13 protein-coding genes are annotated in these 14,531 nt (G+C 63.0%); 11 read left to right on the top strand and 2 right to left on the bottom strand.

Going from position 1 to position 14,531, the window contains the following annotated elements; genetic code table 11:
* Position 1 precedes the first annotated feature (1 nt).
* The 11 genes from ACSAMM_RS10605 (at position 2) to ACSAMM_RS10555 (ending at position 10,583) form a co-directional block, all read left to right on the top strand.
* Positions 2–655, top strand: coding sequence for a carboxylesterase family protein (locus ACSAMM_RS10605; RefSeq protein WP_457791315.1), 654 nt, complete (start codon positions 2–4; stop codon positions 653–655).
* 76 nt (positions 656–731) lie between these two features.
* On the top strand, positions 732–2,141 hold the full coding sequence (gene argH, locus ACSAMM_RS10600; protein ID WP_178725051.1) for an argininosuccinate lyase: 1,410 nt from the start codon (positions 732–734) through the stop codon (positions 2,139–2,141).
* Complete coding sequence (gene argC, locus ACSAMM_RS10595) at positions 2,138–3,172, top strand: N-acetyl-gamma-glutamyl-phosphate reductase (RefSeq protein WP_178725053.1); 1,035 nt, start codon at positions 2,138–2,140, stop codon at positions 3,170–3,172. The genes argH and argC overlap by 4 nt, the downstream gene beginning before the upstream one ends.
* 26 nt (positions 3,173–3,198) lie before the next feature.
* Positions 3,199–3,912, top strand: a complete 714-nt coding sequence (locus tag ACSAMM_RS10590) for a hypothetical protein (protein WP_457791312.1) — start codon at positions 3,199–3,201, stop codon at positions 3,910–3,912.
* A gap of 33 nt (positions 3,913–3,945) precedes the next feature.
* Positions 3,946–5,163 (top strand): bifunctional glutamate N-acetyltransferase/amino-acid acetyltransferase ArgJ, encoded by a 1,218-nt coding sequence (gene argJ / locus ACSAMM_RS10585; RefSeq protein ID WP_457791310.1) that lies wholly within the window; start codon positions 3,946–3,948, stop codon positions 5,161–5,163.
* 196 nt (positions 5,164–5,359) lie between these two features.
* Positions 5,360–6,220 carry an acetylglutamate kinase gene (gene argB, locus ACSAMM_RS10580; protein ID WP_178726143.1) on the top strand — a complete coding sequence of 287 codons (861 nt, stop codon included), beginning with the start codon at positions 5,360–5,362 and terminating at the stop codon, positions 6,218–6,220.
* 16 nt (positions 6,221–6,236) lie between these two features.
* Complete coding sequence (locus ACSAMM_RS10575) at positions 6,237–7,424, top strand: acetylornithine/succinylornithine family transaminase (RefSeq protein ID WP_457791307.1); 1,188 nt, start codon at positions 6,237–6,239, stop codon at positions 7,422–7,424.
* Positions 7,421–8,329, top strand: coding sequence for an ornithine carbamoyltransferase (argF, locus tag ACSAMM_RS10570; protein WP_178726148.1), 909 nt, complete (start codon positions 7,421–7,423; stop codon positions 8,327–8,329). Before ACSAMM_RS10575 ends, argF begins: the two co-directional genes overlap by 4 nt.
* A gap of 220 nt (positions 8,330–8,549) precedes the next feature.
* Positions 8,550–8,918, top strand: a complete 369-nt coding sequence (locus ACSAMM_RS10565; RefSeq protein ID WP_178726150.1) for a hypothetical protein — start codon at positions 8,550–8,552, stop codon at positions 8,916–8,918.
* Between the two features lie 266 nt (positions 8,919–9,184).
* The gene (aroF, locus tag ACSAMM_RS10560) at positions 9,185–10,198 is read left to right on the top strand and encodes a 3-deoxy-7-phosphoheptulonate synthase (protein WP_457791305.1); all 1,014 of its coding nucleotides are present in this window, start codon (positions 9,185–9,187) and stop codon (positions 10,196–10,198) included.
* A gap of 13 nt (positions 10,199–10,211) precedes the next feature.
* A complete protein-coding gene (locus ACSAMM_RS10555) occupies positions 10,212–10,583 on the top strand; it encodes a DUF4180 domain-containing protein (RefSeq protein ID WP_457791303.1) in 372 nt (123 codons plus the stop codon).
* A 44-nt stretch (positions 10,584–10,627) separates the two neighbouring features.
* On the opposite strand, the gene ACSAMM_RS10550 is transcribed toward ACSAMM_RS10555, so the two are convergent.
* On the bottom strand, positions 10,628–12,007 hold the full coding sequence (locus ACSAMM_RS10550; RefSeq protein WP_178726154.1) for a glycine--tRNA ligase: 1,380 nt from the start codon (positions 12,005–12,007) through the stop codon (positions 10,628–10,630).
* 202 nt (positions 12,008–12,209) lie between these two features.
* Complete coding sequence (locus ACSAMM_RS10545) at positions 12,210–14,531, bottom strand: hypothetical protein (protein WP_457791302.1); 2,322 nt, start codon at positions 14,529–14,531, stop codon at positions 12,210–12,212.

Below are 14,531 nucleotides of genomic sequence, written 5' to 3'. Positions count from 1 at the left end.
GATGCTCAAGCGGCTGCGGGAAGATCGGGCGGTGACCCGGCGGATTTCCTTCCCCTATGTGCTGGCGCTTCCCCAGGATTACGACGCCCTGCCGGACAAACGGTGGCCCCTGGTGGTGATGCTCCACGGGGCGGGGGAGCGGGGCGACGACTACGACGTGCTGTGCCGTCACGGCTTTCTGCGCCGGGCGGCGGCTGGGGAGGAATTCCCCTTCCTTTTGGCGGCGCCTCAATGCCCGGCGGACAAATACTGGGGCGGGTACATCGAGTCCTTAAACGATTTTCTGGACGGGCTGTTCGACCGCCTGCGGGTGGACGCCGACCGGGTGTATCTGACCGGCTTGAGCATGGGCGGCACCGGCACATGGCTGTGGGCCATGGCCAATCCGGAACGGTTCGCCGCCATCGCCCCTGTCTGCGGGACGGGAATCTGCTGGTACGGCGAGGCGCTGCGGCAGGTGCCGGTCTGGTGCTTCCACGGAGACAAGGACGACACGGTGCCCCTCGACGAGAGCGTCCGCATGGTGGAACGGGTCAACGAGCGGGGCGGCAGCGCCCGGCTGACCGTCTTCGAGGGAGTCGGGCACGACAGCTGGGAGCGGGCGTATGCCGGCTCGGCGCTGGCCGACTGGCTGCTGTCCCACCGGAAGGGATAACGATACGCATAGGGCACGGCGCGCCGTGCCCTATGCGCATTTACAAAATAAGAACCAGTTTCAAAGGAGCGCGACCATGAAATTATGGGCCGGACGGTTTCAGAAGGAAATCGATCAGAAAACCAACGACTTCAATTCCTCCATTGCCTTTGACAGCCGGATGGCGCAGGAGGATATCGCGGGCAGCATGGCCCACGCCGCCATGCTGGCGCAGCAGGGGATCCTCTCCGCCGCCGACGGGGAGGCCATCCGGGATGGATTGGCGGGCATCGCCGCCGACCTGCGCGCGGGGACACTCATCATCGACCCGCAGGCGGAGGACATCCACACCTTCATCGAGGGCGAGCTGACCGCCCGCATCGGGGACGCGGGCAAGCGCCTGCACACCGGGCGCAGCCGCAACGACCAGGTGGCGCTGGACATCCGCTTGTACCTGCGGGGGGCGGTGGCGCCCCTGCGGGGTCAGCTGTGCGATCTGATCCGGGTCTTGAGCGACAAGGCCTTGACGCATGCCGGCACCATCATGCCGGGCTACACCCATTTGCAGCGGGCCCAGCCCATCACCTTCGGCCACCATCTGCTGGCTTATGCGGAGATGTTCCTGCGGGACATCGGCCGTCTGGACGACGCGGCGGCACGCATGAACGTCTCCCCGCTGGGCAGCAGTGCCCTGGCCTCCACCACCTATCCCCTGGACAGGGAGGCGGTAGCGGCGGCCCTGGGCATGGACGGGGTGACCGCCAATTCCCTGGACGGCGTGTCCGACCGGGATTTCGCGGTGGAGCTGGCGGCGGCCCTCTCCCTCGTGATGGTGCACCTGTCCCGCTTCTCGGAGGAGATTATCCTGTGGTGCTCCTGGGAGTTCAAATTCATCGAGCTGGACGACGCGTTTTCCACCGGCTCCTCCATCATGCCCCAGAAGAAAAACCCCGACATCGCCGAGCTGGTGCGGGGGAAGGCCGGACGGGTGTTCGGCGATTTGATGACCCTGCTGACCGTTCTCAAGGGGCTGCCGCTGGCCTACAACAAGGACATGCAGGAGGACAAGGAAGCGATTTTCGACGCGCTGGACACGGTGTGCATGTGCCTGACCGCGTTTATCCCCATGGTGGACACCATGAAGGTGCTGCCGGACAACATGCGGCGGGCGGCGGCGGGTGGTTTCATCAACGCCACCGATTGCGCCGACTATCTGGTGGGCAAGGGGCTGCCCTTCCGGGACGCCTACAAGGCCACCGGCACCCTGGTGGCCCGGTGCATCGAGCGGGGCCTGACGCTGGAGACCTTGCCGCTGGAGGACTACCGGGCGGTGTGCGAGCTGTTTGACGAAGGGGTGTTCGAGACCATTTCGCTGGAACGCTGCGCCGCGCTGCGGCGGGTGTACGGCGGCCCGGCCCCTGAAAACGTCCGCGCCCAGGCCGAGCGGGTGCGGGCGCTGGCGGAAGAATTGGCGGCAAGAACGGATAAAGGAAGGAACGACCTATGATACAAGCGGGGATACTGGGGGCCACCGGCTACGCCGGCGTGGAACTGACGCGGCTGCTGCTTCGGCATCCGGGGGCGCAGGTGGCGGCCGTCGGTTCGGTCTCCTTTGAGGGGCAGGCGCTGTGGGAGGTGTATCCCTCCCTGCGGGAGATCTGCCCCCTGGTGTGCGAATCGGCCGACGAGGTTCTGGCCAAAAGCGACGTGGTGTTCGCCGCCCTGCCCCACGGGCTGTCGCAGGACACCGCGGCCGCCTGCGTGAAGGCGGGCAAGAAATTCATCGATTTGGGAGCGGATTTCCGGCTGGAGGATCCGCAGGCCTATACCACGTGGTACGGCTGCGAGTATCGCCATCCCGCGCTGCACGAGGCGGCGCCCTACGGACTGCCCGAGCTGTTCCGGAAGGCCATCGCCGGGGCGCAGGTGGTGGGCAACCCCGGCTGCTACCCCACCAGCATCGCGCTGGGACTGGCCCCCGCGCTGCGGGACGGCCTCGTCGAGGCGGAGGGCATTGTCTGCGACTCCAAATCGGGCACCACCGGCGCGGGGCGGAAAACCACCCAGGGCACCCATTTCCCCGAGTGCAACGAGGCGTTTTCCGCCTATAAGGTGGCGGCCCACCGCCATACCCCCGAGATCGAACAGACGTTGTCTAAAGTAGCGGGCCGGGCGGCCACGGTGACCTTTGTGCCCCACCTGCTGCCGGTTAACCGGGGGATCCTGTCCACCATATACGCCCGGATGAAGCCCGGCGTCACACTGGAGGGGGTGCGCGCCGCCTATGAGCAGGCGTACCGGGACGAGCGGTTCGTCCGGGTGCTGCCCGCCGGCGTGGGGGTGGATATCCGCCACGTCAAATGCTCCAACTACTGCGACATCCAGCTGTATGCCGACGAACACACCGGCCTGCTCATCGTCACCTCGGTCATCGACAACATGGTCAAGGGGGCGGCGGGTCAGGCGATACAGAACATGAACATCCTGTTCGGTCTGCCGGAGGAAACCGGCATCGACATGATCCCTCCGGCGTTCTGACAGCCGATCGAAAGAGAGGGCTCGAGATGAAAAAGACCTTTTCGCGGGAGTATTGGTTTCTGGTGAGCTGCTGGGCGGTTTTTACACTCCTTGGTCTGGCGGCGGGGGCGCTGGGCGGGCTGTCGCCGGACAGCGGCGCCCTTTGGCGCTTTAAGGATCCGGTCATGGCTTATACCGGCGTGCAGACGGCGGCAGCCGTTCTCCTCAGCGCCGCCAACGCCCTGAGCGGAGCGGCCGCGGGGATGATCGCCATCCGCTACTGGGTGAAGCCGTATCTTCTGCTGTGGCTGCTGATGCTGGTGTGGAACGCGGGGACGGTGTGGCCGGCGCTTATCCGAAGCGGAGGCATAGGCTATGCCGGGCTGGCGCTGCTGTCCCTGCTGCTGAGCGGGGCCGTGACGTTCTGCCTAGCCAAGGGGCTGTACCGGCTGCTGAAGGGGCGGGAATGGGCTGTGGCGCTCACCCTGGTGCTGCTGGGAGCGGCGTTGCAGCTGACAAGCCTGCTGACGGCCATAGGACGGACACCGGCCTATGTCGATGTGCCCATAGCGCCCCGGGTTGGCGCTCTGATCAAGGACACCCTTTTGAGCGCGGCGGCCTATGCGCTGCTGTTCCTCTGCATCCAACAATGGTGGGAGCGGGGAGCGCGGGCCGCGACCGGGGAGCTGGAAGAGAAAAAAGAGGAAGCCGAAGAGGAACTTTTCGAGGAAGAGCAGAAAGAGGAGCGGGAGAACCCGTGAGCCGATTTCGCCTGATACAGGAGCTGATACGTCATGACAACTTTCATCGAGGGCGGCGTCACCGCCGCCAAGGGCTTTCAGGCCGCCGGGGTGCACTGCGGCATCCGGAAAAACCGGGCCAAAAAGGATCTGGGCCTGATCGTATCCGATCGGCCGGCATCCGCCGCCGCGGTATACACCCGCAACCTGGTTAAGGGCGCGCCGCTGACCGTGACGCAGGCGCATATCGCCGACGGCAGGGCCCGCGCCATCGTCTGCAACAGCGGCATTGCCAACACCTGCGCGTTCGACGGCATTGAGAAGGCCGAGGCCATGTGCGCCTTGACCGCCGAGGCGCTGGGCATCGACGCGGCGGACGTGGTGGTCGCCTCCACCGGCGTCATCGGGCCGTCCATCGACATCGCGCCCATTGCCGCGGGACTGCCGAGGCTGGCCGCCGCGCTGTCCGCGCAGGGGAGCGCCGACGCGGCCGAGGCCATCATGACCACCGACACCCGCAAAAAGGAGTTTGCCGTGACCTTCCAGGCGGACGGGCGAACCTGCACCCTGGGCGGCATCGCCAAGGGGAGTGGGATGATCGCGCCCAACATGGCCACCATGCTCTGCTTCCTGACCACCGACGCCGCCATCGCCCCGCAGCTGCTGCACGAGGCCCTGCTGGCGGTGGTGGACGACACATTCAACATGCTGTCGGTGGACGGGGACACCTCCACCAACGACATGGTGGTGGTGCTGGCCAACGGCGCGGCGGGAAACACGCTTGTGACCGAGAAAAACGCCGACTATGACGCCTTCCTGGAGGCGCTGCATGCCTTATGCACCGCCATCTGCCGCCATCTGGCCGCCGACGGCGAGGGGGCCACCAAGCTGCTGGAATGCCGGGTGAGCGGCGCGGCCAGCGTGAAGGACGCCCGGCTGGCGGCCAAGGCGGTGGCGAATTCCGCTCTGCTTAAGGCGGCCATGTTCGGCGCGGACGCCAACTGGGGCCGGGTACTGTGCGCCATCGGATATTCCGGCGCGGCGGTGGACGTCCACGCCGTGGACGTAGCTTTCGCCTCGGCGGCTGGCTCCATCGACGTATGCCGGAACGGGGCGGGAATCCCGGTAGACGAGGACAAGGCCAAGGGCATCCTCAGCGAGAAGGAAATCGTCATCGATATCCGACTGCACGACGGGGACGCGGCGGCGGTGGCCTTCGGCTGCGATTTGACCTATGAGTATGTGAAGATCAACGGGGACTACCGGAGTTAAGATCGGCTACCGCCGACTTAACTCCTGGAAATACGGGCTTTTGCCCGTATTTCTCCGGGCAGATCGGCTGCCGCCGACTTAACTCTGTGGGGTGCTCGGCTATCGCCGGCTGAACCCCGGCGGGAAGAACGGCTGTTACCGGTGGGGAAAGGCGGGCTTCCTTAACTTTATCACCAGCTGAGAGAGGCGGACAAATATGGACATTTCCACCGCGCAGAGAGCCCGGGTGCTGACCCAGGCCCTGCCGTATATCAAGCAGTACGCGGGCAAGACCGTGGTCATCAAATACGGCGGCAACGCCATGATAAGCGACGAGCTGAAAGCCGCCGTGATGGAGGATATTGTGCTGCTGTCCACCGTGGGGGTGGATGTGGTGCTGGTTCACGGCGGCGGGCCGGAAATCAACGCCATGCTGAAAAAGATCGGTAAGGAGTCCAAATTTGTGGGCGGCCTGCGCTACACCGACCGGGAGACCATGGACGTGGTGGAAATGGTGCTGGCCGGCAAGGTCAACAAGGGGCTGGTGCAGCTGCTCGAGGAGCACGGTGGGCGGGCCATCGGCCTATGCGGGCTGGACGGCGGCATGATCAAGGCGCGCCGGCACCAGGGCGAGGCAGATCTCGGCCTGGTGGGGGACATCACCCACGTGAACGTCACCCTCATCCGCCACAGCCTGGAGAGCGACACCATCCCGGTGGTGGCCACCATCGCCGCCGGCGAGGACGACGGCGAAACCTACAACATCAACGCCGACATCGCCGCCTCCCGCATCGCCGCCGCCCTCTGCGCGGAAAAGCTGGTGCTGATGACCGACGTGCGCGGCCTGCTGCGGGACAAGGACGACGACGGCTCCCTCATCTCGGTGGTGCAGGTCAGCGAGGTGCCCCATTTGAAAAACCAGGGGATTATTTCCGGCGGGATGATTCCGAAAATCGACTGCTGCGTGGAGGCGGTGCGCCGGGGAGTCAAGCGCACCCACATCATCGACGGCCGGATCCCCCATTCCATTTTGATCGAAATGCTGACCGACGAAGGCATCGGCACCATGTTCCTGTAAGGGGAGGAGACGGATTATGACGCTCGACGAGATACAAAAACAGCACGACGCCGCGTTGATGCCCACCTACGGCCGGTTCCCCGTGGCGCTGGCCAGCGGACACGGGGCCACGGCCATCGACGTGGAGGGCCGCGCCTACATCGACTTCGGCAGCGGCATCGGGGTCAACGCCCTGGGCTACTGCGACGAGGGCTGGGTGCGGGCGGTGCAGGAGCAGGCCGCGGCTTTGCAGCATATTTCCAATCTCTATTACAGTCCGGTGCAGGTGCAGTTCGCCGCCGAGCTGTGCGCCGCGACGGGGATGGGCCGCGTTTTCCTCTGCAATTCGGGGGCGGAGGCCAACGAATGCGCCATCAAGCTGGCCCGCAAATACAGCTTTGACAAATACGGGAAGGGCCGTTCCACCATCGTGGGGCTGGAAAACAGCTTTCACGGCCGGACGTTGACCACCCTGTCCGCCACCGGGCAGGACGTGTTCCACCAATACTTTTTCCCCTTCACTGAGGGCTTTTCCTTCGCCAAGGCCGGCGATCTGGACAGCCTGAAGGATAAGCTGGACGGCAGCGTCTGCGCGGTGCTGCTGGAATGCGTGCAGGGAGAGGGGGGCGTCGTCGCCCTGGACAAGGCTTACGTCCAGGCGGTCCAGGCCCTTTGCCGGGAGCGGGACGTGCTGCTGCTGGTGGACGAGGTACAAACCGGCGCGGGGCGCACCGGCACCTTCTTGGCCTGCGAGCAGCTGGGACTGCAGCCGGACGTGGTCACCATGGCCAAGGGACTGGGCGGCGGCCTGCCCATCGGGGCGTGCTTGTGCACACAGGCGCTCGGCGGCGTAATGTCCGCCGGGATGCATGGCTCCACCTTTGGGGGCAACCCGGTGGCCTGCGCCGCCGGCCGGTACATGCTCTCCCGGCTGACCCAGCCGGCGTTCCTGGAGGAGGTCGCGCGCAAGGGCGCGGCCATCCGGCAGCGGCTGGCCGCCATGCCCCACGTCCGAGAGGTGCGGGGCATGGGCATGATGATCGGCGTGGTGCTGGATGCCGGCACCGCCCGCGCCGTGGCGGAGGACTGCCTGCAAAACGGTCTGCTGATCCTCACGGCCAAAACCCTGCTGCGTTTGCTGCCCCCGCTGAATATCACCCGGGAGGAACTGGACAAGGGGCTGTCCATCCTGGAGAGCGTACTGGAAAGGATTGAAGACCAATGAACCATCTGCTGAAAATGCTGGACCTCTCCAAGGAGGAGATCCTGCAGATCCTCAACCTGGCGGATCAGCTGAAATACGAGCTGAGTCACGGCATGGAACACAAATATCTGGCGGGCAAGACCCTCGGCATGATCTTCCAGAAATCCTCCACCCGCACCCGGGTTTCCTTTGAAACCGGCATCTACCAGCTGGGCGGCTACGGCTTGTTTTTGTCGGCCAACGATCTGCAGATCGGGCGGGGCGAACCGGTGGAGGACACCGCGCGGGTGCTCTCCCGGTATCTGGACGGTATCATGATCCGCACCTTCGAGCAGGATGAGGTGGAGAAGCTGGCCGCGTACGGCAGCATCCCGATTATAAACGGCCTGACGGATTTCTGCCACCCCTGCCAGGTGCTGGCCGATCTGATGACCGTGCGGGAGCACAAGGGCACCCTGGAGGGGCTGAACATGTGCTATATCGGGGATGGCAACAACATGGCCAATTCCCTCATCGTCGGCGGCCTGAAGGTGGGCATGCGGGTATCCATCGGCTGCCCCGACGCGTATCAGCCGGACAGCCGGGTGCTGGAGTTTGCCGCCGGATACGGCGACAAGTTCGCCATGACCAGCGACTGCCTGAAGGCCGCGGAGGGAGCGGACGTGATCTTCACCGACGTGTGGGCTTCCATGGGTCAGGAGGGCGAGGCGGAAAAACGGAAAATTGCGTTTGCCGGTTATCAGGTCAACGAACAGTTGCTGAAGAAAGCCCACGAGGGCTGCATGGTGCAGCACTGCCTGCCTGCCCATCGGGGGGAGGAAATCACGGCGGATGTGTTCGAGGCCCACGCCGCTGAGATATTCGATGAGGCAGAGAACCGGCTGCACGCACAGAAAGCGGTCATGGTTACGCTGATGCGGGATTGATAAACGAGAGGAAACATAGGCAGGGTGGCAGAGTTGAGGCCGCCCTGCCTTTTTCAGCATGCCAACAACAGATCAACTGTGAATATTATACACAATGCTATGAATTGGAAAAAATTTTACTGAATTGGGAAGAAGGACGGTTGACTTTCTTTAGACGACTTGGTAAAATATGGTTTGTAATGTAAAGAAACTATCAGGGATGTAAGAAAGGGCTGCCGAATTGAAAAAAATAAAAATGTTAATAGGGGGAGTGATTACCCTTTCGGTAGTCGTGTTCTTCGGCTTTTTCATATGGGGATGGAAACTTTTCGGATATCGGCTGTGCACCAATCCGGATGAGCTGTTGGTTTCACAGATAACGGTGGGCGATTCCTTTGTATCTCTCAAAGGAGAGGGGGAGGCGTCTTCGTTTTACCAGGGATATATCTATGAGATGGATGGAAACACGCTGTTGATTGGTGTGCGGACGCTGAAATTTCTACCGGTATCCCGGGATAATACATTCTTTATCCATTTGGACACGTCGGCTCCCGTGGAACGGATCTGTCTAGTCAACGAGAAAAAAGAACGGGTGGTGTATCCGCTGTAGGCGGATACACCCTATTTTTTATCCGATGGCTTGACAAATGCTGAAAATGCTGTTACACTTTAAAGCAACGAAGCGAAAGGGAGAGGCTGTATGGAAAACCGGCACAGGGTATATGAAGGGGTTTATCCGGGCTATATGCATAGCGCGGATCCTTTGTGCTGTTCCATTTGCCGTCCGTAGCGCTTACCTGACAACAGGGGAAGCCGGCCGCCTTGGGGATAGCCAAGGCGGCCGGTATTTTTTATGATGGAAAGGAAGGCATTTGTATGATTATCGTATTGAAGCCGGAGGCTGAACGGCAGAGGGTAGAGGAGCTGATTGGCGGCATCGAGTCCATGGGTTTGTCCTGCCATTGCAGCACCGGCACCCAGATGACCATTGTGGGCATCATCGGAGACACCTCTAAGGTGGACGTGGACGCCGTGCGGGCCAACGACATTGTGGAGGACGTCAAGCGGGTATCGGAGCCGTACAAGGCGGCCAACCGCAAGTTCCATCCCGAGGACACGGTGGTGGCGGCGGGGGAGGCCCGCATCGGCGGCGGATTCTTCAGCGTTATTGCCGGCCCCTGCTCGGTGGAGAGCGAGGAGCAGATGATTGCGGTGGCGCGGGATGTCAAGAAAAGCGGGGCTACCCTGCTGCGGGGCGGGGCGTTCAAGCCGCGCACGTCCCCGTACGCCTTCCAGGGGTTGCAGGGGCAGGGGCTGGAGCTGCTGCTGGAAGCGAAGAAAGCCACCGGCCTGCCGGTGGTTACCGAGCTGATGAGCCTGCACCATCTTGATTTGTTCGCGGAGGTGGACGTGATTCAGGTGGGGGCGCGCAACATGCAGAATTTCGAGATGCTCAAGGAGCTGGGGCATTGCGGCAAGCCAATTCTGCTCAAGCGGGGGCTGGCCAACACCCTGGAGGAGTTCCTCATGAGCGCCGAATACATTCTGGCCGGAGGAAACGCGCAGGTTGTTCTCTGCGAGCGGGGGATTCGCACGTTTGAGACCATGACCCGCAATACGCTGGACATTTCCGCCATACCGCTGCTGCATCACCAGTCCCATCTGCCCGTGGTGGTGGAGCCCAGCCACGCGGCGGGGATCCCCTGGCTGGTGGAGCCCTTGTCCAAGGCCGCTATCGCCGCCGGAGCGGACGGGCTGATGATCGAGGTGCACAACAACCCCAAGGCCGCGCTGTGCGACGGGGCGCAGTCCCTTACTCCCGCCCAGTTCGACGGGGTAATGGATAAGATCAAGCGGCAGCTGGCCTTCGAGGGAAAGACAATTCAGTAAGGGGTGAAAGTCTATGCGGATAGCCGAACGATGGGAAAACGGGGGCAAAATTGTTGTAATTGGGGCCGACGCAGGCGAAGTCGTCATAAAGGACGTCCAGTCGGCGCTCGATCTCCTGATAGCAGCGAAATATGAGCACCAAGCCGACCGGATTGCCATAGACAAAGGGGCGGTTGCAGATGCGTTTTTCATCCTCAGCACGGGGATGGCGGGCGAAATTCTGCAAAAGTTTATCAACTACGGGGCGAAGCTGGCCGTTTTTGGAGATTTTTCGCGGTATACGAGTCAGCCGCTCCGGGATTTCATGCGGGAAAGCAATCAGGGGAAAGATGTCTTTTTCACGGCCGACGAAGAGGAGGCGGTGCGAAGACTCCGCGCGGTATAAAAAGAGGGCATTGCAAAATTTTAATTTTGCAATGCCCTCTTTTCTTAGAAGTCCAGCTTGGAGGCAATGTAGGCGTTCAATTCGTCGATGGCAATGCGTTCCTGCTGCATGGTGTCCCGGTCGCGCACGGTGACGCAGCCGTCGTTTTCGCTCTCGAAATCGTAGGTGATGCAGAACGGCGTGCCGATTTCGTCCTCTCGGCGGTACCGTTTGCCGATGGAGCCCGCGTCGTCAAAGTCCACCATGAACTGGCGGGCAAGCGTATCGTGGACCTCCAGGGCCTTGCCGCTCAGCTTTTTGGACAGGGGCAGCACCGCCGCCTTGAAGGGGGCCAGAGCCGGGTGGAGACGCAGCACCACGCGGGTGTCGTTCTTTTCGGCGTCCACCACTTCCTCGTCATATGCGTCGCACAGGAAGGCCAGGACCACCCGGTCCGCGCCCAGGGACGGCTCGATGACATAGGGGATATAATGCTCGCCGGATTCCTGATCGAAGTATTCCAGCTTGACGCCGGAGTGCTCGCTGTGCTGACCGAGGTCGTAGTCGGTGCGATCCGCGATGCCCCACAGCTCGCCCCAGCCGAAGGGGAAGAGAAACTCGAAATCGGTGGTGGCTTTGGAGTAGTGGGAAAGCTCCTTCTGCTCGTGATCCCGCAGCTTCAGGTTTTCCTCCTTCATGCCCATGTGCAGCAGCCAGTCCCGGCAGTAGTTCTTCCAGAAGGCAAACCATTCCAGGTCGGTGCCGGGCTTGCAGAAGAATTCCAGTTCCATCTGCTCGAATTCCCGGGTGCGGAAGGTGAAGTTGCCGGGGGTGATTTCGTTGCGAAAGCTCTTGCCGATTTGGGCCACGCCGAAGGGGATTTTTTTGCGGGAGGCGCGCTGGATGTTGGCGAAGTTGACAAAGATGCCCTGAGCGGTCTCGGGCCGGAGATACAGCTCATTTTTCGCGTCCTCGGTGACGCCCTGGAAGGTTTTGAACATCAGGTTAAAGGTGCGGATGTCGGTGAAGTTGTGTTCGCCGCATTCCGGGCAGCGGATATCGTGCTCGTCGATATACGCCTTCATTTCCTCGAAGCTCCAGCCGGCGGGCAGAGCGCCCGCGTCCTCGATAAGCTTATCGGCACGGTGGCGGGTTTTGCAGCTTTTGCAGTCCATGAGGGGGTCGGAGAAGTTGCCTACGTGGCCGGAGGCGACCCACACCTGGGGATTCATCAGGATGGCGGAATCCAGGCCCACATTGTAGGGGCTTTCCTGGACGAACTTCTTCCACCAGGCGCGCTTGACGTTATTTTTTAGCTCCACGCCCAGGGGGCCGTAATCCCAGGTATTGGCCAGTCCGCCATATATGTCGGAGCCGGGGAAAACAAAGCCCCGTCCCTTGCACAGAGCTACGATTTTTTCCATGGTTTTTTCCGTGTTTTGCATGGTTGACCCTCCACTTGCCGGGCGGCCGGTCAGGCGGCGCCCTATATTCCGTACATCTTTTTAGGTAAGCGCTGAATACATCACGCCTGGCGGCTTGGCGGGGAAATTTCCTTCACCAATCCATCCACCGGATTTAATCATCACTTACCTAGTGTAATCAATTAGGGGGCGGTTGTCAACGCTTTCCAAGGGGAAATCCCGTTTACAGCCAGAAAAACACCAATCTTTCCAGCCCGGCGTAGACTTCCGGCTTTTCCGCCCAGACGCCGAAGGCGGCGGGAAAGGCGAGGGACAGACCGGCGAAAAATGTGGCGGCCAGCAGCGCCGCCCCGCCTGCGAAGGCCGGGCCCCGCAGGGAGAGGCTCCGGGAGGCCCGTCGGTGGACAAGCAGGAGGGCGGGAACGCACAGGGCCGCCAGCGGTGGCAGGATATCCGCCATGTAGCGGATGTTCACCCCGGCCATGGAAAAGTCGACAAAGGCCACCAACGCGGCCGTTGCCGCGAGGAGCCAGGCGGAGCCCCGGATGTACCGAGACGGCGGGCCGCCCGGCAGGGTGCGCCGGCTCAGCGCCATGGGAAGCAGCGTCAGGCCCGCGGCCACGGCGGGGAAGGACAGCGCCCCCACCGACGCGTCGAGGTACACATACCGGCCGTACAGATTCAGCGACCGAAAGGAGGGCAGGAGGAAGGGAAAATGGACGCTGAAATCAAAGGGCTGAAACCCATAATGATACAGCGAGGGAAAGAGGTTGGAAAGCCGCAGGGTGTTGGCGGAGGGATCGCTGACCGTCAGCTGATAGGCCACGCCGAAATCCAGGAAGGATCCGAAGCGCAGCCGGTTGTACCAGAGCAGCGCCGCCGCCCCGATGAGGGCGGGCAGGGCGAAGGCGGCCGCGCAGGCCGCTTTATGCCGGTGCGGCGTCTCTTTGTCCCGCAGGATCCGGAGGAAAAGGGGAAGAACCGCCGCGCCGAACAGCGCCATTGTCGGCCGGCAGCCCAGCGTCAGGGCGAAGGCGGCCCCAGCCCCCGCGAGCAGCGCCAGACGGGGCGCGCCGCGAGGGCACCGGCAGGCCCGCAGCGACAAAAACAGCGCCAGCATCAGGAAGCAGGTTCCCGCCGTCACAGGGATGAAATACATATCGGCATAGCCCTGCTGCCCATAAAGGGTGCTGGCAGCCACGGCGGCGGGCAGGCCGATGAGGAGCAGGAGCAGGTTCACCCGCCGCCCGAAAAGGCGCACCAGCTCGAGCGCCAAGCCGCAGAGAAACACCGCCGCCAGCAGGGCGAAGAAGCCGCAGATCATGCCGTTGGCGGGCAGGCTGCCGGTTATCCAATAGAAGGGATAATAGGCCAGCAGGACGGGAACCACCCCGAAGTAAGAATAGTACCGGCCGCCGAAGAAGGCCCGATCCCAGTGATACGATACGCCGAGGGCGTTCCGCGCGCTGGTGTCGTAGGGATTTTCCATGGTGGCGAGCCGCGGATCGACGGGCAAATCCAGACAGATCTGCCCTTTCTGGAACGCGTCGAACTGCTGGATGTGCGCGCTGTAGTCGCTCACGGGGCCTTCCAGGGGGTAGGGGATGGGATTGGTATCCTGCGCCGCCAGGATCATTCCGGGGACGAGAGCGGCGAGAATGGCCGCGGCCACCGCGGCCTGGTGTGCGGGCCGCCCGGGGCTGTATTGGACGGACCAGAGCCGCAGGCGGAGAATCAGCAGCACGGCGCAGGCGACACCGGCCAGAAGGGAAAAACGCCCTAGGGAAAACGCGAAGGGGTTCGCGATGTTAAGGGAAGCCGCCGTTAGGCTCAAGGGCGTCTCGCTTCCGGAAAAACGGAGCGAGAGGGCGCGCAGCCGCCCGTGGGGCGCGATGGAAAACGAGCGGGCGGCCTCACCCGAGACGAAGCGGACATCTCGGGAATAGCCGAAGCTTTCGGTTTCACCGTCGTCCTGTAGATAGACGTCTGCCGTCCGCAGGGCCGACAGGCCATCCGTTTGAAAAGCGACAAAGGCGGCCGGCGTGTCGAGCTCCGGCCAGGTGACTGTTCCCCCTCCGGAGCCGAAAAGGAGGACATCCTCCTGCAGGCGGACGTCCCCCTCCAGCTGCGCCTGGGCGAGGGGGAGGGCTTGCGGGGAGAGGCCGCGCAGCCGGGGCAGAAAGGCGTTCCCATTGAACAGACAGGTTTCCAGCGCAAAGACGACGAGCACAGCCGTCCCGCACAGCCGGGCGCAGGAGGCGGCTTGTCCCTTCCGCCCCCGCGCCAGGAGCACCGCCAGGATGCCGGCAGCCGCGAACAGGGCGGGGAAAAAGCCGAAGGGCTCCCGCCCGCCCGTGCCGGCCAGCCAGCGCACGATCAGGGATGCGCCGGTCAGCAGAAGCAGGGCCGCCCCCGCCGCGGCGGCCAGCCGCGGGAGCATCCGCCGCCGGCTCTCCCGTGCCAGCCCGCCGCCCAGGGACAGGATTCCGAGCGCTCCGCCGCCCGCCAAAAGGATTGCCGCCAGCCAAGACAGAATACCACCCAT

It is taken from the genome of Anaeromassilibacillus sp. SJQ-5 (assembly GCF_054108045.1).
Note: the sequence above shows the minus strand (reverse complement) of the source record. Positions and strands in the feature narration are given on the sequence as shown.